Origin of the sequence: Acetobacter thailandicus (assembly GCF_011516655.1) — a bacterium.
GTDB classification, from domain to species: Bacteria; Pseudomonadota; Alphaproteobacteria; order Acetobacterales; family Acetobacteraceae; genus Acetobacter; species Acetobacter thailandicus.
Genome location: NZ_WOSV01000002.1, coordinates 500,685 through 518,392, shown reverse-complemented (window position 1 = coordinate 518,392; position 17,708 = coordinate 500,685). Strand labels below are relative to the sequence as shown.

General features: G+C 53.7%; 17 protein-coding genes. 7 read left to right on the top strand and 10 right to left on the bottom strand.

The annotated features are described in order from the left end of the window. Positions 1–277, top strand: a 277-nt coding sequence (locus GOB58_RS05115; RefSeq protein ID WP_173559508.1) for a carbohydrate porin, incomplete at its 5' end; no start/stop codon positions are given. Between the two features lie 44 nt (positions 278–321). On the opposite strand, the gene GOB58_RS05110 is transcribed toward GOB58_RS05115, so the two are convergent. The 9 genes from GOB58_RS05110 to GOB58_RS05070 all read right to left on the bottom strand — a co-directional run bounded on the left by GOB58_RS05110 (position 322) and on the right by GOB58_RS05070 (position 10,537). Continuing rightward, entirely contained in the window at positions 322–2,112 is a 1,791-nt protein-coding gene (locus GOB58_RS05110) for an NAD-dependent malic enzyme (protein WP_173559507.1), read from the bottom strand. 198 nt (positions 2,113–2,310) lie between these two features. Beyond that, positions 2,311–2,874 carry a hypothetical protein gene (locus GOB58_RS05105; protein ID WP_086636382.1) on the bottom strand — a complete coding sequence of 188 codons (564 nt, stop codon included), beginning with the start codon at positions 2,872–2,874 and terminating at the stop codon, positions 2,311–2,313. 273 nt (positions 2,875–3,147) lie between these two features. Next, positions 3,148–3,636 (bottom strand): flavin reductase, encoded by a 489-nt coding sequence (locus GOB58_RS05100; protein ID WP_198943202.1) that lies wholly within the window; start codon positions 3,634–3,636, stop codon positions 3,148–3,150. After that, positions 3,627–4,523 (bottom strand): bifunctional 5,10-methylenetetrahydrofolate dehydrogenase/5,10-methenyltetrahydrofolate cyclohydrolase, encoded by an 897-nt coding sequence (locus tag GOB58_RS05095; RefSeq protein WP_198911774.1) that lies wholly within the window; start codon positions 4,521–4,523, stop codon positions 3,627–3,629. Before GOB58_RS05095 ends, GOB58_RS05100 begins: the two co-directional genes overlap by 10 nt. Further along, entirely contained in the window at positions 4,523–5,401 is an 879-nt protein-coding gene (gene purU, locus GOB58_RS05090; RefSeq protein WP_086553465.1) for a formyltetrahydrofolate deformylase, read from the bottom strand. The genes GOB58_RS05095 and purU overlap by 1 nt, the downstream gene beginning before the upstream one ends. Next, positions 5,398–5,985: a sarcosine oxidase subunit gamma gene (locus GOB58_RS05085; protein ID WP_086553464.1), complete on the bottom strand. Its 588-nt coding sequence runs from the start codon at positions 5,983–5,985 to the stop codon at positions 5,398–5,400. Before GOB58_RS05085 ends, purU begins: the two co-directional genes overlap by 4 nt. Then, positions 5,978–8,992: a sarcosine oxidase subunit alpha family protein gene (locus GOB58_RS05080; protein WP_173559505.1), complete on the bottom strand. Its 3,015-nt coding sequence runs from the start codon at positions 8,990–8,992 to the stop codon at positions 5,978–5,980. The genes GOB58_RS05085 and GOB58_RS05080 overlap by 8 nt, the downstream gene beginning before the upstream one ends. Further along, positions 8,989–9,267 carry a sarcosine oxidase subunit delta gene (locus GOB58_RS05075; RefSeq protein ID WP_086553462.1) on the bottom strand — a complete coding sequence of 93 codons (279 nt, stop codon included), beginning with the start codon at positions 9,265–9,267 and terminating at the stop codon, positions 8,989–8,991. Before GOB58_RS05075 ends, GOB58_RS05080 begins: the two co-directional genes overlap by 4 nt. 10 nt (positions 9,268–9,277) lie before the next feature. After that, positions 9,278–10,537 carry a sarcosine oxidase subunit beta family protein gene (locus GOB58_RS05070; RefSeq protein ID WP_086553461.1) on the bottom strand — a complete coding sequence of 420 codons (1,260 nt, stop codon included), beginning with the start codon at positions 10,535–10,537 and terminating at the stop codon, positions 9,278–9,280. An 81-nt stretch (positions 10,538–10,618) separates the two neighbouring features. Between GOB58_RS05070 and GOB58_RS05065 the strand changes: the two genes are divergently transcribed. From GOB58_RS05065 to glnT, 6 genes are all read left to right on the top strand, one after another. After that, on the top strand, positions 10,619–11,587 hold the full coding sequence (locus GOB58_RS05065) for a LysR family transcriptional regulator (protein WP_086553493.1): 969 nt from the start codon (positions 10,619–10,621) through the stop codon (positions 11,585–11,587). Positions 11,588–11,646: 59 nt separating this feature from the next. Beyond that, the gene (locus GOB58_RS05060) at positions 11,647–12,315 is read left to right on the top strand and encodes a helix-turn-helix domain-containing protein (RefSeq protein ID WP_086553460.1); all 669 of its coding nucleotides are present in this window, start codon (positions 11,647–11,649) and stop codon (positions 12,313–12,315) included. 124 nt (positions 12,316–12,439) lie between these two features. Next, complete coding sequence (locus GOB58_RS05055) at positions 12,440–13,336, top strand: class II glutamine amidotransferase (RefSeq protein WP_086635127.1); 897 nt, start codon at positions 12,440–12,442, stop codon at positions 13,334–13,336. Continuing rightward, positions 13,333–14,028 (top strand): GltB/FmdC/FwdC-like GXGXG domain-containing protein, encoded by a 696-nt coding sequence (locus tag GOB58_RS05050; protein ID WP_086635128.1) that lies wholly within the window; start codon positions 13,333–13,335, stop codon positions 14,026–14,028. Before GOB58_RS05055 ends, GOB58_RS05050 begins: the two co-directional genes overlap by 4 nt. 7 nt (positions 14,029–14,035) lie before the next feature. After that, positions 14,036–15,373 (top strand): FMN-binding glutamate synthase family protein, encoded by a 1,338-nt coding sequence (locus GOB58_RS05045; protein WP_086553457.1) that lies wholly within the window; start codon positions 14,036–14,038, stop codon positions 15,371–15,373. Positions 15,374–15,448: 75 nt separating this feature from the next. Continuing rightward, complete coding sequence (gene glnT / locus GOB58_RS05040; protein WP_086553456.1) at positions 15,449–16,765, top strand: type III glutamate--ammonia ligase; 1,317 nt, start codon at positions 15,449–15,451, stop codon at positions 16,763–16,765. Positions 16,766–16,854: 89 nt separating this feature from the next. Here glnT and GOB58_RS05035 read toward each other — a convergent pair whose 3' ends face one another. Beyond that, a complete protein-coding gene (locus GOB58_RS05035; protein ID WP_173559504.1) occupies positions 16,855–17,595 on the bottom strand; it encodes a GntR family transcriptional regulator in 741 nt (246 codons plus the stop codon). Positions 17,596–17,708 lie beyond the last annotated feature (113 nt).

Sequence of the window (17,708 nt, the reverse complement as noted above, 5' to 3'; positions counted from 1 at the left end):
CCACAAAGTGACCCGCTCAATGAATGCCTCGCTGCAGTCGCAGGGTTATAACAGCAAGTGGCCTGATTCTGAGACGATGCTTGAGGCGCTGTATGGTTTTAACCTGGCGCCAGGGGTCAGTCTGTCCCCTTATTTTGAGTATATCTGGAACCCCGATCAGCTGGCTGCGGCAGCCCCGCGCCCTCATATCACTCACGCTATACAGGCTGGTCTGACCTTCACGTTCGAGCTTAACCCAGGCCTCAATATCGCTGACCTCCACCGTATCAGAAAGTAAATGACATCCCCCTCACAGATATCTGTGAGGGGGTATGATATTTTTTAAATCGCTTCAACAGGTGAGTAGACCGGCCACCAGGCATATTCTCTCACAGCTTCAACTACATTTTCAGGCTGCACCTGCGCCAGCCCCTGTTCAATGGCTTTACGGGCAACCTGAACGGCGACAACGGCTGATGTCTCACGCAGTTTATCGTTAGGGGGCAGTAAAGGAGCCCCTTCGGTGGTGTCGGTCGCCTGGCCGGCCACAGCCTGGGCAGAGGCAAAAATCATGTCATCTGACACGGCTTTTGCGCGTACCACAATCGCTCCAAATCCAAGGCCGGGGTAGAGGGCTGCATTATTGGCCTGGCCAATTTTATAGGTCACATTTTTATATGAGACATCGTCAAAAGGGGCCCCGGTCGCGACGAAGACTTTGCCGTCCGTCCATTCAATCAGCTGTCTGGGTGTTGCCTCGTGCAGTTCTGTCGGGTTTGACAGCGGAAAGATAATGGGCCTTTCGGTATGGGCTGCCATGTCGCGCACAATTTCTTCTGTGAACAGATGTGGCATGGTAGAGGTGCCAATCATAATGGTCGGGTGCACGTTTCTGACAACAGTTGCCAGGTCAATAATACCATCACGGGCAGCAGCTTTATCGCGCAGGGCCGACATAGCAGGCCAGCGGCTTTCGGCTGCGGGCAGGGTTTCGCAGGCTGTGCGGGTGTAGCCGGCGACTTCAGCATCAGGGCGGGCATAAGGCCGCTGAAAATCGAGCAGATCATCGTGCATGCTTTCGGTCAGCAGGCCGGGCAGGTCAACCAGCCATATGCGCCGTGTGGCCTCTTCAGCACTTACGCCATGCCTTACCATCTGGTCGCGTATCTGATCAGCAATGCCGACACCGGCAGTGCCTGCGCCCAGCACAACAACGCGCTGCTCGCTCCATGGTGTTTTGCTGCGTGCAACAGCGTTTAGCAAAGCTCCCAGAACAATTGAGCCGGTACCCTGCATATCATCGTTAAAAGTCGGAACGACAGAGCGATAGCGGTCGAGAATGCGCCTTGCATTGGTTGACCCGAAATCCTCCCAGTGCAGCATGGCTTTAGGAAAGAGTTTTTTTACTGCACTGACATATGCATCAATAAAGTCATCATAGCGTTTGCCCCGCACGCGACTATGTTTGTAGCCAATATATAGCGGGTCATTGAGCAGTTTTTCGTTGTCGGTGCCAACATCAAGGATAACAGGAATAACACGGTGCGGGTCGACACCGGCTGCGGCAGTATAAACAGCCAGCTTGCCGATGGAGATGTCAACGCCGTTTGACCCCCAGTCACCAATGCCCAGAATTTCCTCCGCATCGCTGGCAACAAGCAGGTCAATATCGTCGGCATCTGCGCCAAAAGCAGCCAGCTTTCGTTCAACGCTGTCCGGGTCGTCAATGCTTAAAAAGACACCGCGCGGGCGTGTCATCACTTCGCTGTAGTTTTTAATGGCCTGGCCCACAACAGGGTCATAGACAACAGGCAGCATTTCAAGCATATGGTGCTGCAAAAGAGCATAGAATAAGGTGGCATTGTTATCATGCAGGCGCCACATATAGATATGCTTTGACAGGTCGTCAGGCGCATTCTGATAGGCTGCATAGGCGCGTTCAAGCTGCAGCGCTATCTCCGTTGTGATAACGGGGGGAAGAAGGCCGTTCAGCTCCAGCGCATCGCGCTCATGCTGAGTGAAGGCAGTGCCCTTGTTAAGTGCGGGGTCACGCAGAACATCATAGCCGCGCGCCGTTGTTGCAATTTTACGGTTTGCTCCGAAACCGGAGACCCGAGCCTGCCTGCTGAACATGATATATGCCTTTCCGTATGAATGAAAAACGGATGAAACTCAGGCATAACTCTATGTTTTTAATTTGTCCTTGATATAGCGCAAATGGCATGGCTGCCAGGCGGGGCGTAAAATCTGAGCATCGCCTGCTGATATGGCGGTGTAAGGAAAAGGCCTTGTCCGTTGCTGCACTATGACAGCAACGGATATGAAGGTTATTTATGGTGTGATTTTTGTTTTAGCATCCGGTGTAACAGCCTTAACATTAACATGATCAGGTAATAACGCACCGGGCAGAGTTGCTACAGGAGAATTTTCTGGCTGAGTAGCGCGGGTGATTGGCCCGGGATAGATATCAGGCAGACCAGTCGGCGGTGCGACGCCTTCTGGCAGAGGCGTGAGGGTAATTTTCATTTTGTGGTCGTAGGCGTGGTTTGCGCCTGTTGAAAGGTCGACAACAAGGCCGATAAGCCCGCCAAACCCGATATTACCTATAACCCAGCCATTAAGGTCAGAGGCATTTTCTTTTTTGCTGAAATCGTAGTTTTGTTTGATACAGCCTACAATAATATCACCACTTCTGCGGTGCACAGTGACTGTGCCTGGGGTGGACTGAATTGAACCGATTTCCATGCCGTCACGATAAACAGAACATTTTGCGCCGGCTGGATTAGTTGAAATTTTAATGGTCTGGTGACTACCGCTTACAATGCTCGCACAACCAGAAAGAAGTGGTAGCAGCAGAGTTCCGATAAGAGATGCTTTTAAAACTTTACCTGACATTTCTAAGCCAATCTGTATTTTAGTTATATTTTACAGATGCGTAACTGGCAGACATGAGGTGCTGCGACAATGGCAGAGGTCGCAGTTTTGTTTATTTTAACAAAAAAACAGAGGAACTGTTTCCTGAAAGTCACAACTTAGTGAGGGGAGGTTTTAGAAACACTCTTCTGATTACGTGGTAAAAAAATATAAGACCATCAGAAGATTAATGGTGTGCAAATAACGTAAAAACATAAAAGCTCCACCAGCTGATGGCGGAGCTTTCAGTGTTGCTCAGGCCGCGCCCAGGGCGTGGTATTCCCGGCGGAAATAGACCAGAGCCTTACAGTCAGCTTTGATAGTAATGTCTTTAACTTTGCAGAAAAGAACGCTGTGCGTGCCGATTTCTGAAATACTGTCGATAGTGCAGTCAAAGGAAACAACTGAATCCTCAAGCACCGGTGCGCCAGTTTTACCTGTATGCCAGGTTGTGTGAGCAAAGCGGGTTTCCTGATCTGCCTTGCTGGCAAACAGGCCCGAGAGTTCCTGGTGCGTGGTGTTGAGCACATTCACGCAAATGACACCATTCTGAACAAATGTCTGATGCGAGCGGCTGTTGCGGTTAATGCACACCAGCAGAGTGGGTGGTGTGTCAGTGACTGAGCATACGGCAGAGACCGTCATGCCGGCTCTGCCAGCTTCGCCGTCAGTGGTGATAATGCTGACGGCTGCGCCAACATGTGACATAGCTTCACGAAAGAGCGCCTGTTCTGTCATGATGATGCCTCCTTGTCTGTAAGGGCTCTGGCAGCCTGTAAGGTGTTTTTAAGCAGGCAGGCGATGGTCATAGGGCCAACGCCACCTGGTACGGGTGTGATGGCTGCAGCATGCCCGGCTACTTCATCAAAGGCAACATCACCGGTAATTTTAGGGCCATCGGGGGTGTCAATGCGGTTAATGCCCACATCAATTACCACAGCGCCAGGTTTTACCCAGTCTTTACGCACCAGATGTGCGTGGCCTGCGGCAACAACCAGAATATCGGCCCGCCTTGCCTCTGCTGCGACATCCCGTGTTTTAAGATGTGTCATGACCACGGTGCACCCTTCATTGAGCAGCAGCCGCCCCATGGGGCGCCCCACAATGTTAGAGCACCCGATAATAACGGCATGCAGGCCGGCAAAAGAGGAGATGACCCGCTTAAGAAGGATGAGGCATCCTGCCGGTGTGCACGGAATAAGCCCGTTTGTGCGGCCAACAGCGAGTTTGCCCGCATTAACGGTGTGAAAGCCGTCTACATCTTTATCAGGAGAGATCGTGTCAAGCACGGCATCGCGGTTAATATGTGCGGGCAGGGGCAGCTGCACCAGAATACCGTGCACTTCAGGGTCAGCATTCAGTTGCCTGATGAGGGTCAGAAGCTCTTCCTCGCTTGTCTCAGCAGGCAGGGTGTGGCTGAAAGACTTCATGCCGGCAGCTTCTGTTTTGCGCACTTTGCTGCGCACATAAATGGCGCTTGCAGGGTCGCTTCCGACAAGAACCACAGCAAGACCAGGAATAACCCCCTGGCTCCGCAGAGCCAGGGTCTCGGCTGCAACCTGCTGCGTCAGCGCAGCGGCTTCGGCTTTACCATCAATGATGGTCGGGGCCAGGGGAGTGATCATGTTCATCAGTCGTTAAAAACGATGGTTTTTTTACCGTTAATGAGCGAACGCCGCTCAATATGTGAACGCACTGCACGGGCCAGCACACGCCGCTCAATATCACGCCCTTTACGAATAAGGTCGTCTGGCGTGTCAGCATGAGAGATACGCTCAACATCCTGCTCAATAATCGGGCCTTCATCGAGGTCACTGGTAACGTAGTGGGCCGTGGCTCCGATCAGCTTCACGCCGCGCTCAAATGCCTGATGGTAGGGGCGTGCGCCCTTAAAGCCAGGCAGGAAAGAGTGGTGAATGTTAATGCATTTACCCGACAGCTTTGCAGAAAACTCGTTGGAGAGAATTTGCATATAGCGTGCCAGAATAGCCAGCTCAGCGCCGCTTTTCTCGAAAATATCCCAGATGCGTGCTTCCTGCTCCGCCTTGGTGTCTTTTGTGATCGGCAGATGATGGAAAGGCACACCATAAAACTCGATATCTTTATAGGTCTCGAGCGGATGGTTTGAGATAATGCCAACCGGCTCAATGGCCAGCTCCCCGATGCGCCAGCGATACAGCAGGTCAACCAGGCAGTGGTCGAATTTAGAGACGAGGATAAGCACCTTCTGGGGCTTGTCCATATTTGTCAGGGTCCATTCCATTTTGAATGTTTCTGACAAAGGTGCCATTTCGGCTTCAATGCTGTTCTGAATTGTCTCTGACTTTGGAATGTCAAAGACAATACGCATGAAGAACTGCCCGCCTTCAGTATAGTCGAACTGCTGGGCTTCGGTGATATTGCCGCCTATATCAAACAGCTTTTTGCTGATGGCAGCAACAATACCAGGCCGGTTAGGGCAGCTGAGAGTGAGGATGAAGGTGAAGTTGGTATGGGAAAAGCGAATCATGGACACACTCGTTCCGAAGTCGGGATGCCACCGTTCATAGCGGCAAAAATGTCATGGTGAAGGCTCTGTGCCAGGCTGCGAAAAACGGTAAAGTCGTATGCAGTCGCGTCTGTATGACGGGTCAGAATGACCGGCACATGCCCGGCGAGGGTCAGGGCAGTTTGTCCTGGTACGAAAACTGAAGGGTGCAGATCGAGTGCGACCAGTTTGGCCACAATGCTCTCTGCCCCTTTACCTGAGAGGGTCAGGGTAACGCGGCTGTCGCTCTGGTTTGTCAGGGCGGCAAGTGACTGACAGGCCGTGCTGAGCGTGGCCAGCAGGTCTGTCCCCTCAGGGGCGCTGCACAGCCACTGGTTATGGGCTGCGCGGGTAAATAACAGGCCATCAGGGCCGGCAACAGTTATAAAGTCTTCAGGCAGAGTAACCTTAAAGGCTTTTTTCAGGGCGGCGTTCAGCTCACCCAGGCGGCCGGCAAACGGGCCGATGCTGACCGTCACCCGCTGTGGCGCGAGGGAGAGCATCATCCCGTTGACCCTGTAAGCCTCCTGAGGCAGAGCCGAAGTAGCAAGAAGACGATCAGGCATGGAGACGCTTCCCTTCGGGGTCAACAAAAACAGGAGAGACAATTTCCGCTTCTGTGACAGTGCCACTCAGCGGGTTGTGCACGGCAATAATCTCACCATGGCGCGAAGGCCCTTCAGACAGGAAGCCCAGAGCGATCCAGCTGTTGCAGGTGGGCGACCATGCGGAGGAGGAGATCCACCCCTGGTCGTATTCTGCACTGGCAGGGCTGCCTTTTGGCAGCAGGTGCGAGCCTGCAACCAGTGCGTCTGTTGCGACAACAGGGCGCAGGCCAACCAGTGTGGGGCGTCGTGGGTCTGTCAGTGCAGGGCGGGCTGCCATGGCTTTGCCAATAAACTCTTTTTTGGATGAGAGCATACGCCCCATACCAAGGTCATGAGCTGTGGTCTGGCCATTGAGTTCAGGCCCGGCAGGGTGGCCTTTTTCAATACGCATCACACCCAGGGCCTCTGTGCCATAGGGGGCAATGCCATAAGGGGCACCCACTTCCATCAGCCTGCGGGCCAGCGCATCGCCAAAGCGTGCGGGCACTGCCAGCTCATAGGCCAGCTCACCGGAGAAAGAGAGCCTGAACAGCCTGGCCTGCTGCCCGCCGCAGATGGTTATTTCTGCTGCGGCCATATAGCCAAACGCTTCGTTTGAGATGTCAAACGCGGGGTCGATCAGCTGGCGGATAACCTCGCGTGAGTTCGGGCCGGCTACAGCAATCTGTGCCCATTCGTCTGTCACTGAGATAAACTGCACATCCAGCTCAGGCCAGAGCACCTGATGGCAGAACTCAAGGTGCTGCATAGCAGGGCCGGCATTGGCGGTGGTTGTGGTCATGACATAATGGGTGGGGCTGAGGCGTGCAGTTGTGCCGTCATCAAAGGCAAAACCGTCTTCCCTGAGCATCAGGCCATAGCGGGCCCGGCCAACGGCCAGTTTCTGCCAGGCATTAACATAAAGCTTCTCAAGGAAGCTGGCTGCATCAGGCCCCTGAATGTCAATTTTACCTAAAGTCGTAACATCACAAAACCCGACGGCATTACGCACAGTGTTGACTTCACGGTTGACCGTTTCAAGCCAGTGCGTTTCCCCCGCGCGTGGATACCACTGCGCACGCTGCCACAGCCCGTTAGAGGTAAAGACAGCATTCTGCTCCGTTGCCCACTGGTGGGTGGGGGGCAGGCGGGTGGGTTTAAAGTGTTTTTCACGGTTGGGGCCGGCAATAGCCCCCAGGGTGACGGGCTGTGCCGGCGGCCTGATGAGGGTTGTGCCGGTTTCAGGAATAGTCCGGTCAGTAAACTCAGCCAGCATTGCCAGGGCGTTTACATTCGAGGTTTTACCCTGATCGGTTGCCATACCCAGTGTGGTGTAACGTTTCAGGTGCTCAACAGAGCGGAACCCTTCCTGCGCGGCCTGTTTAACGTCTTTAGCGGTCACATCATTCTGAAAATCGATGAATGCTTTACCAGCTTTTTGCGGCGCGGTCTGATCAATACCTGACCAGGTGGGGTGAATGGCATAGGTCTCATCCACTCCGGCAGAGGGCAGCTCAGTTGTACCCGCACTGTCAAACCCACAGGCAGCAGCAGCCTTGCGGCCAGCTTCGGCCCCTTCATGCAGGGTGTCACGCGTGGTGAGTGTGCCGGCTACCATACCTGCAATATGCAGGTCATGTGCTTTAATGGAGGGCACAAAAGCAGCGATCTGCTCATTATAGACAGGGCGTGTGCCATGATGCGTTGTCAGCGCCAGGTCGGGGTTCCACCCGCCGGAGACAGCAATCAGGTCACAGGCAAAGCGCTGGTCTTTGCCGGCTTTGTTACCAATAACGGCAGCCGCAACACCAAGGCGACCCAGCGTGTTGCTGATGCGCCCGCCAGGGAAGAGGAAAGCCCCCGTTTGCTGTGCCAGGCTTTGTGCGAGAGGTGAGGGCACCGGGCGGGCATCAACAATAGCCACAATGTCAGCACCGGCCTGGTAAAGGTCGGTAACGGTGCGCAGGCCGTCATCATTGTTGGTATAGATTACAGCTTTGCGGCCGGGTGCTACACCATAGCGGTTAATATAGGTGCGGACAGAACCGGCAAGCATCACGCCGGGGCGGTCATTGTTGGGGAACACGACAGGGCGTTCAATAGCCCCGGTGGCCACAACACACTGTTTTGCCACAATGCGCCAGTAGCGCTGGCGGGGCTGGTTTTCTTCTGGCTGAGGCAGGTGGTCTGCAACGCGTTCGATCACACCGAATGTGCCGCCGTCATAGCGGCCAAACACACAGCTGCGGGTCATAAGGCGCACGTTGGGCATAGCGCGCAGACGCGCAGTCACCTCTTCGCCCCACTGCCATGCGGGTTTGTTATCAAGTGTAATATTTTCTGCGCGCAGGCGGCCGCCGGTCAGATAATCCTGTTCGCACAGAATAACCCGTGCACCGGTTTCAGCAGCGCTCAGAGCTGCGGCAAGACCGGCCGGGCCGCTGCCCACAACCAGCACATCGCAAAAAGCATTAGCCTGTTCATAGTGGTCGGGGTCTGCTTCTTTGGCAGCACGGCCAAGACCAGCCGCATTGCGGATCATGGGCTCGTAGACTTTTTCCCAGAAGCAGGCCGGCCACATAAAGGTTTTATAGTAAAACCCTGCGGTGAAAACAGGTGAGAGCAGGCCGTTTACCCCCAGCGCATCAAACGCCAGGCTGGGCCAGCGGTTCTGGCTGGCAGCTGAAAGACCATGAAAAACTTCAGTCACCGTAGCGCGGCTGTTGGGCTCGCGGCGTGCGCCGGTACGCAGTTCCATCAGAGCATTTGGCTCTTCCGGCCCGGCAGAGAGAATGCCACGCGGGCGGTGATATTTAAATGACCGGCCTGTCAGCCTGACATTATTTGCCAGCAGGGCTGAGGCCAGGGTGTCTCCTTCATAAGCCGTATAGGCGCGGCCATCAAACGTGAAGGTGAGCGCTTTGCTCGTATCGACCCCGTTCGCGCGTGTGCGCTTTGGCGGGGAAAGCTTTGAGGGAGTGTTCATGATCCGGACTTCTCTTCTGACAGAGCCTCGGTGGCCAGCCTCGTGCTGTGAATCTCATGCGTGATGGTGTTACGCTCAGCCACAATCCAGGAGCGGCAGCCATTACCATGATACCAGAGCTCTTTGTGCAGGCCGGCGGGGTTGTCGCGCAGGTACACATAGTCAACCCAGGCGTCATGAGGGGCGTCGGGTGCAGGGCGGCGCACGGTGGCATCACCTCGGTAGGTGAATTCTTCCAGACCGCGTGAGCCGCAATGAGGGCAGGTGATACGCATGGCGAGAACCTCAGTGCAGGTTGGGCTGTGCGCCCATACCTTTTTCGTCAATAACCGCGCCACGACCAAAACGGTCGAGACGGAAGGCGGTGGCGACCTCATGCGGTTCATCACGCGCGAGGAGGTGTGCAAAGCACAACCCTGATGCCGGGGTGGCCTTAAAGCCACCATAGCACCAGCCGGCATTAAGATAGAGCTGCTCGACAGGCGTTTTGTCGATGATGGGGCTGCCATCCATCGACATATCCATCAGTCCGCCCCAGTGGCGCAGCAGGCGCACACGCCCGATGCGGGGCATAAGGGCCATGCCGCCGGAGATAACATCCTCAACCACAGGCAGGTTGCCGCGCTGAGCGTAGGAGTTATAGCCGTCAATATCACCACCAAACACCAGGCCACCTTTGTCGGACTGACTGACATAAAAATGCCCGGCACCAAAGGTGACCACACAGTCGATAAAGGGTTTCAGTCCCTCACTGACAAACGCCTGGAGAACGTGGCTTTCGATCGGCAGGCGCAGCCCGGCCATAGCGGCCACGCGTGAGGAGTTACCTGCACAGGCGAGGCCAACCTTACCTGCACCAATAAACCCGCGTGAGGTCTCAACCCCGGTTGTGCGCCCGTTTTCGATGCGGATACCGGTCACTTCGCAGTTTTCAATAATGTCTACACCGAGCTGGTCAGCAGCACGGGCATAGCCCCAGGCGACGGCATCATGCCGCACCGTGCCGCCGCGCTGTTGCAGCAGGCCACCCTGAATGGGAAAGCGTGCATTATCAAAATTGAGAAAAGGCAGTTTCTCTCTGACAGCCGCCGCGTCGAGTATGTCTGCATCAACTCCGTGCAGGCGCATGGAGTTGCCGCGCCGGATATAGGCATTACGCTGCGCATCATTATGGAAGAGGTTGAGGATACCGCGCTGGCTGACCATCGCGTTATAATTGATATCCTGCTCGAGCCCTTCCCACAGCTTCATGGCGCATTCATAGAAAGGCACATTGCCTGGCAGCAGATAGTTCGAGCGCACAATAGTTGTATTGCGCCCTACATTGCCGCCGCCAATCCAGCCTTTCTCCACCACGGCGATACGGCGCATGCCGTAGCGTTTTGCAAGGTAGTAGGCTGTCGCCAGACCATGCCCGCCACCGCCCACGATGACGACATCGTAGGAGGATTGAGGAGATGCTTTGCGCCAGGCTGGTTTCCAGCCTGTATTACCGCGAAGGGTTTCACGCAAAAGAGAAAAAAGTGAGTAATGCTTACTGGACATTTTGACTCTTCATCCGGTTAATGAGGTCAGCATAAGGTGGCCATAGCTGGCGATAGTATAAATATTACTTATGGTGTGAGTATGGCAATCAAACCTCTTCCCTTCGATGTTAATGCGCTTCGGGCGTTTCTTGCTGTTTGTGAAAATGGCAGTATGGCTGCGGCAGGTCGCCATCTTGGTATCACGCAGCCGGCCGTGTCACAAACCATTGCTGACCTTGAGGCCGGCATAGGCTCTGTCCTGTTTGACCGCGCTGTGCGACCACTGGCGCTGACCGCGGCCGGCACAGTGTTACGACAGTTTGCTGAAAATCTTATTTCTGACATGGCACAGATTTCAGGCCGCCTGCGTGAAATGCAGCGCGGTCGTGTGTCGCATCTGCGTATTGGTATTGTCGATTCTCTCTCGCGCGCTGTGATGCAGGAGACGGCGTCTTTTATGCACGGGCGGGTTGAGCATCTTGTGGTGCTGGCCGGGCTGACCGAATCTCATGCAACAGCACTGCTGACGCGTAAAATCGATTTTATCCTGGGTGTTGATGACCTTGAGGATGTCGCAGGGCTTGAGCGCTGGCCCCTGTTTGAGGAGCCTTATTTTCTGGTCTGCCCTGACACAGTTAAAGCGCCAAAAAACCGCGATGAACTTGAAAAAACACTGACATCACTGCCGTTTATTCGTTTTACCCTGCGGTCGCGCTCAGGTGCTGAGATTGAACGGTTTTTGCGGCGTGTGCGTATTGAACTGCCCGCCGGGCAGGAGTTCGATCTGCCACAGGGTGTGCTGGCCGGGTGTCGCAATGGCGGGGTGGCAATTTCGACACCGCTTTGCCTGAGCGAGGCAGGCTACGAGCCTGGTATGGGGCTGGCAGTGCACCCGCTGCCTCTGGGGGCCTTTCGCAGGCGGTTAACGCTTGTGGCGCGTCGTCGTGAATTTGGCCGCCTGCCGCTCGATTTTGCCGAGACTCTGCGTGCTGTGCTGAAAGAGGAGTGCCTGCCCCTGTTAAGGCAGCGTTTTGCCGCGTTTGCTGATGAGATGACTGTACTGACCTGAGAAAATGGCGGAATCTGCTGTTTTATGCAGCATTTTTTATACAATATGGAGTAAGTGTTTTGGCCGGACCGCGCACAGTATCTGCTGCTGAGCAGGATGCAGCATCTGAAGACCTGCAAACAGGGTCTACCGCAGCCCCGATACGGGAGCTGACGCTTGAGGAATCGCTGGGTGCGCAGATCAGGCTGATGCGCCGCAAGCTCGAGCTGACAGGGGCAGACCTGGCCAGTGCTGCGGGCATTTCTCTTGGTATGTTGTCAAAAATTGAAAACGGGCAGATTTCACCCTCTCTGGCAACGCTTCAGGCTGTGTGCCGTGCGCTGAATGTGCAGCTGAGTCAGCTTTTTGCAACGTTTGAGGAGCAGCGTGACTGCTCTTTTGTCAAAGCAGGCCGGGGTGTGGTGATAGAGCGGCGCGGCACAAAAGCCGGGCACGAATATGAGCTGTTAGGTCATTTGCTGGGCGGACCAAACGTGGTTGAGCCTTATATGATTACCCTGCACGAAGAGGCAAAGCCGTATAGCAGTTTCCGTCATAACGGAGTCGAACTGATTTACATGCTGAGCGGGCGAGTCATCTACCGTCACGGAGATGAACGATATGACATGTCAGCCGGTGATACACTTCTTTTTGATAGTCAGGCACCACATGGACCTGAAGAATTATTAGAAAAACCAATGCGTTACCTGTCTATTATCATTTATCCCCGCGACACAGAAAACGAGTGAGAGGCGGCATATACCGGCCTCAGAATACTTTCCTAAGAAGAAAGTAATATTCTTTTCCGTTGACTTATGGAGAGGATGGTGAGCTTTATAAGGTCATCATTTCCTTTCGTCGCGGAGAAGTACGATGTGCGGCATTGTTGGATTATTTCTTAAAAATCCCAGGCTTCAGCCTCAGCTCGGCGCTCTGACAGCGCAGATGCTTAAAACCATGACAGAACGTGGCCCCGACAGCGCAGGTTTTGCTGTTTATGGTGGTGCACAGCATGGTCAGTCTAAAATTACGGTACGCGGCCTTGAAGAAAGCCAGCGTAAGGATTTTGAGGCTGGTGTTCTTGCAGTTTCACAAAAAGCAACTTTTGTTTTTCGTGACGACCACGCCATTATCACCTGCTCTGACGAGGCTGAGCCAGCTGTGCGCGCCTTTGTTGAAGGTTTTGGCCACGGTGTTGTGTTTGTCTCCAGCGGTGACAGCATTGAGCTGTATAAAGGCGTTGGTCTGCCTGAAGATGTGGCAGCACGCTTCGGTCTTTCAGAAATGACCGGCACTCATGCTATTGGTCACACACGTATGGCAACTGAATCAGCTGTTACAACGGCTGGTGCGCATCCGTTCTCAACCGGACCTGACCAGTGTCTGGTGCATAATGGCTCACTGTCAAACCACAACACCCTGCGTCGTCAGCTGGTACGTGATGGCCTGAGCTTTGAAACCGAAAACGACTCAGAAGTTGCAGCCGGTTATCTTTCATGGCGTCTGTCAAAAGGCGAACGCCTTGACGAAGCACTGACAGCTTCTCTTTCTGACCTCGATGGTTTTTACACTTTTGTGGTTGGCACACGTGATGGTTTTGCTGTGCTGCGCGACCCGGTCGCCTGTAAGCCTGCTGTTATGGCTGAGACAGAAGATTACGTTGCTTTTGCCTCTGAATATCGTGCTTTTGCCGGTCTGCCAGGTATTGAAAAAGCAACCGTTTTTGAGCCTGAACCACAGCGCGTTTACCACTGGGAGCATGCAGCATGAGCGCGACCCTGGAAAAACAGGTTATTGACCTGCACACCTCTACCGTTCGTGTCCTGAACTCAACCCTTCAGTCAGAAGATGCAACAGGCGCATGGACTATCCTTCACCCTGAAGGACGCCATTCCCTGGCAGTTGGTCTGACCGCACCGCTTGATGTCACGATTGACGGGCAGGCTGGCTATTATGCAGCCGGTATGAACCAGCGTGCTAATGTTGTCATTAAAGGTAATGCCGGCCCGGGTGTTGCTGAAAACATGATGAGCGGTTCAGTGCATGTTGAAGGCAACGCCAGTATGGCTGCCGGTGCAACGGCACAGGGCGGACTGCTGGTGATTGACGGGGATGCCGGTGCACGTTGCGGTATTTCTATGAAAGGTGTCAGCATCGTTGTTCGCGGTTCTGTCGGGCATATGAGCGGCTTTATGGCGCAGTCTGGCAATCTCGTTGTGTGTGGCGATGCGGGCGAAGCCCTGGGCGACAGCCTGTATGAAGCCCGTCTGTTTGTGCGTGGCACAGTGAAAAGCCTTGGTGCAGACTGCGAAGAAAAGAAAATGACAGATGAAGATCTGGCTATTCTGAAAGACCTGCTGAAAGAAGCCGGCATTACAGACTATCCGGCTGAGAGCTTCCGTCGTTATGGCTCAGCCCGCCGTCTGTATAACTTCAATGTCGATAACGCTTCAGCCTACTGAGGTTATAATGTCACAGAATAAAAACTCTCCTCCGCGCACAGCACCACGCTTTTCAGCAACGTTTGACGTTAACACCATTTCTGAAATCCAGCGCGCTGCTGCCACGGGTATTTATGATATTCGTGGTGCAGGCACAAAGCGTAAGCTGCCTCATTTTGATGATCTGCTGTTTCTGGGTGCATCTGTTTCACGTTATCCGCTTGAAGGCTACCGTGAGCGCTGTGACACAGATGTTGTGCTTGGCACGCGTTTTGCCAAAAAGCCAATTCGCCTGAAAACACCTGTCACTATTGCGGGTATGTCTTTCGGCGCATTGTCCGCTCAGGCAAAAGAAGCTCTGGGCCGTGGTGCAAGTGCTGTTGGCACATCAACCACCACAGGTGACGGCGGTATGACACCTGAAGAGCGTGGTCATTCCTCAACACTGGTTTATCAGTATCTGCCATCACGTTATGGTATGAACCCTGATGATCTGCGTCGTGCTGATGCGATTGAGGTTGTTGTGGGGCAGGGGGCAAAACCAGGCGGCGGCGGTATGCTGCTGGGGCAGAAAATTTCTCCGCGCGTTGCAAAAATGCGTAACCTGCCAGAAGGTATTGACCAGCGCTCAGCCTGCCGTCACCCTGACTGGACCGGCCCTGACGATCTTGAAATCAAGATCGAAGAGCTGCGTGAAATCACCAACTGGGAAAAGCCGATTTACGTTAAGGTTGGTGCAAGCCGCCCTTATTATGACGTATCTCTGGCTGTTAAAGCCGGTGCAGACGTGATTGTGCTTGACGGTATGCAGGGCGGCACGGCTGCCACGCAGGAAGTCTTTATTGAGCATGTCGGCCTGCCCATTCTCTCTGCTATCCGTTCAGCCGTTCAGGCATTGCAGGACCTCGGCCTGCATCGTCAGGTTCAGCTGATTGTCTCAGGTGGTATCCGCAGCGGTGCTGACATGGCCAAAGCACTGGCCCTGGGGGCTGATGCTGTTGCTATTGGCACGGCAGCACTTATCGCTCTTGGCGATCAGAGCCCCGATCTTGCTGCTGAATATGCAAAACTGGGCACAGTGCCCGGTGCTTATGACGACTGGCAGGAAGGCCGTGACCCGGCTGGCATCACCACGCAGGACCCGGAGCTTGCCGCACGTCTTGACCCCATTCTGGGCGGGCGTCGTATTGCGAACTATCTGTCAGTGATGACAATGGAAGCACAGGCCATTGCTCGTGCCTGTGGCAAAAGCCACCTTCATAACCTTGAGCCGGAAGACCTCGTCTCTCTGACGATGGAAGCCGCCGCTATGACCAAAATCCCACTGGCAGGCACCGACTGGTACCCTGGCAAAGGCGGTTTTTGATTTAAAGCGTATCCCTGGCGCTGATGCGCGTCAGGGATTTTTTGTTTTCAGGTTATGACTGACAGGATTCAAGACATGTCTCAGACCACTACCGTTCCTGATCTTGCCTCGATCGCTGCTGAGCGTGGAATTAAGTATTTTCTGATTTCCTATACAGACCTTCTGGGTGTGCAGAGAGCAAAGCTGGTGCCGGCTGCAGCTATTGCCGGTATGCAAAAAAACGGAGCAGGTTTTGCCGGGTTTGCTGCGAGCTTTGTGCTCTCCCCCGCTGACCCCGACCTCGTTGCTGTGCCTGATGCTTCAACACTTATTCAGCTGCCATGGAAGCCCGAAGTAGGCTGGCTGGCTTCTGACCTGAAAATGCACGGCGAGTATATTGACCAGGGGCCGCGTAACACCCTTAAACGCATGGTCAAACGCGCTGCCGATGCAGGTTTTTCAGTTAAAACCGGCGTAGAGTGTGAATTCTTTCTGGTTACTCCCGACGGGAAAGCGGTATCTGACGAGCACGATAACGCAGCCAAGTGTTGTTATGATGCTTCAGCACTGATGCGCCGTTATGAGGTCATTAAAGAAATTTGTGACGCCATGCTCGACCTTGGCTGGGAGCCCTACCAGAACGACCATGAGGACGCGAATGGCCAGTTTGAAATGAACTGGATTTTTGACGACGCCCTGATTACGGCTGACCGTCATGTCTTCTTTAAATTTATGGCCCGCTCCATCGCTGAAAAGCATGGTCTGCGCGCAACCTTTATGCCTAAGCCCTTTATGAACCTGACGGGCAGCGGCTGTCACGCCCATATTTCATTGTGGGATGGTAAAACAAACGTCTGTTATGATGCGAATGACAAACTTGGTTTGTCTGACAAAGGATATCACTTTGTTGGTGGCCTGATTCATCATGCGGATGCCCTGTGTGCGTTCCTCAATCCGGTTGTAAACTCCTACAAGCGTATTAACGCACCGCGCACAGTGTCAGGTGCAACGTGGTCTCCTAACTCAGTCACTTATTCGGGCGATAACAGAACGCACATGGTACGCGTACCTGGTAAAGGTCGTTTTGAAATGCGTCTGCCAGATGGTGCAGCTAACCCTTATCTGCTTCAGGCTTCTTTGCTGGCAGCAGGTCTGAATGGCATTGAGCAGAAGATCCACCCCGGCGAGCCGCTCGATATCAACATGTATACCGAAGGTCACCTGGTTAAAGACGCGAAAAAACTGCCTCTGAACCTGCTTGATGCGATGCGCGCACTCGACGCAGATAAAGGTTTGCGCAGTGTTATTGGCGATGGTGTTGTTGACCCTTACCTGCAGCTTAAACAGGGTGAGTGGGATGCACATTGCAGCCATCTCTCTGAGTGGGAGAGAGCTGTAACGCTTGACTGCTAATCTATTTGTTACGTTTACGTAATTATTGAGATTACAAAAGGCCGTCTCTGTTTGTTTATGCAACAGGGGCGGCTTTTTTTTTGTAATTTTCAGGGGTTTTTCTTATTTGCCAGCGGAGAAGACGGGCCGAGTCTGGAGAGGGCAATGCGCCCCGCACTCTGCACATGCCGGGATGAGGCGAGAGAGGCCGCTGCGGCATCTTTGTTTTTAATAGCCTCTAAAATAGCATGCATTTCTGCCAGGCCCGTTGTCTGCCTGTCGGCTGAAGCAATCGTTATGGCACGATAGACACTGATGCGCCCTTTGAGTTTTTGCACAAGTTCCCAGGCAACATCACATTGTGCGGCAAGAAACATCTGCCGGTAAAAAGAATCAGTTTGCTCAATAACCGAGACGAAATTTTGTTTTTTATAAGAAATTTCTATATTTTTCAGAAATTTTGAAAGTTCTTTCATCTGTGTCGTGCTGGCGCGGCTGGCGCAGTGTGCCGCGGCTGTGCCTTCGAGCAGGGCACGCAGTTCATAAATCTGTTCAAGTTCCTCACGGGTGGGCTGTCTGACAATAGGGCCACGATTATCTTTGCTGACCAGCCCCTCTCCCTCAAGCTCACGCAGTACCTCTCGGATAATTGATCTGCTGACATTGAGTTTTTCGCAAAGGGTTCTTTCAACAAGCCTGTCACCCGGACGCAGCTCAAGGCGCAGAATGGCTTCGCGCAAATGCTCGGCTGCTATCTCGCGTAATGTACGCTGAATGCGAGGCACAGGCTTGATAAATGGCTCATCAGGCAAGGGGGGAGGCGCAAATGCGAGGTCTGTTTCTGTATTCATTTCGGGTGCCATGGTTATCATATTTACTTATGAAAAGCATAAATAAATCTGTTGATTATGTGATTTATCAGCTTTCCTAAATTTTAGTCGAATATATCTCAAAGAAGGTTGCT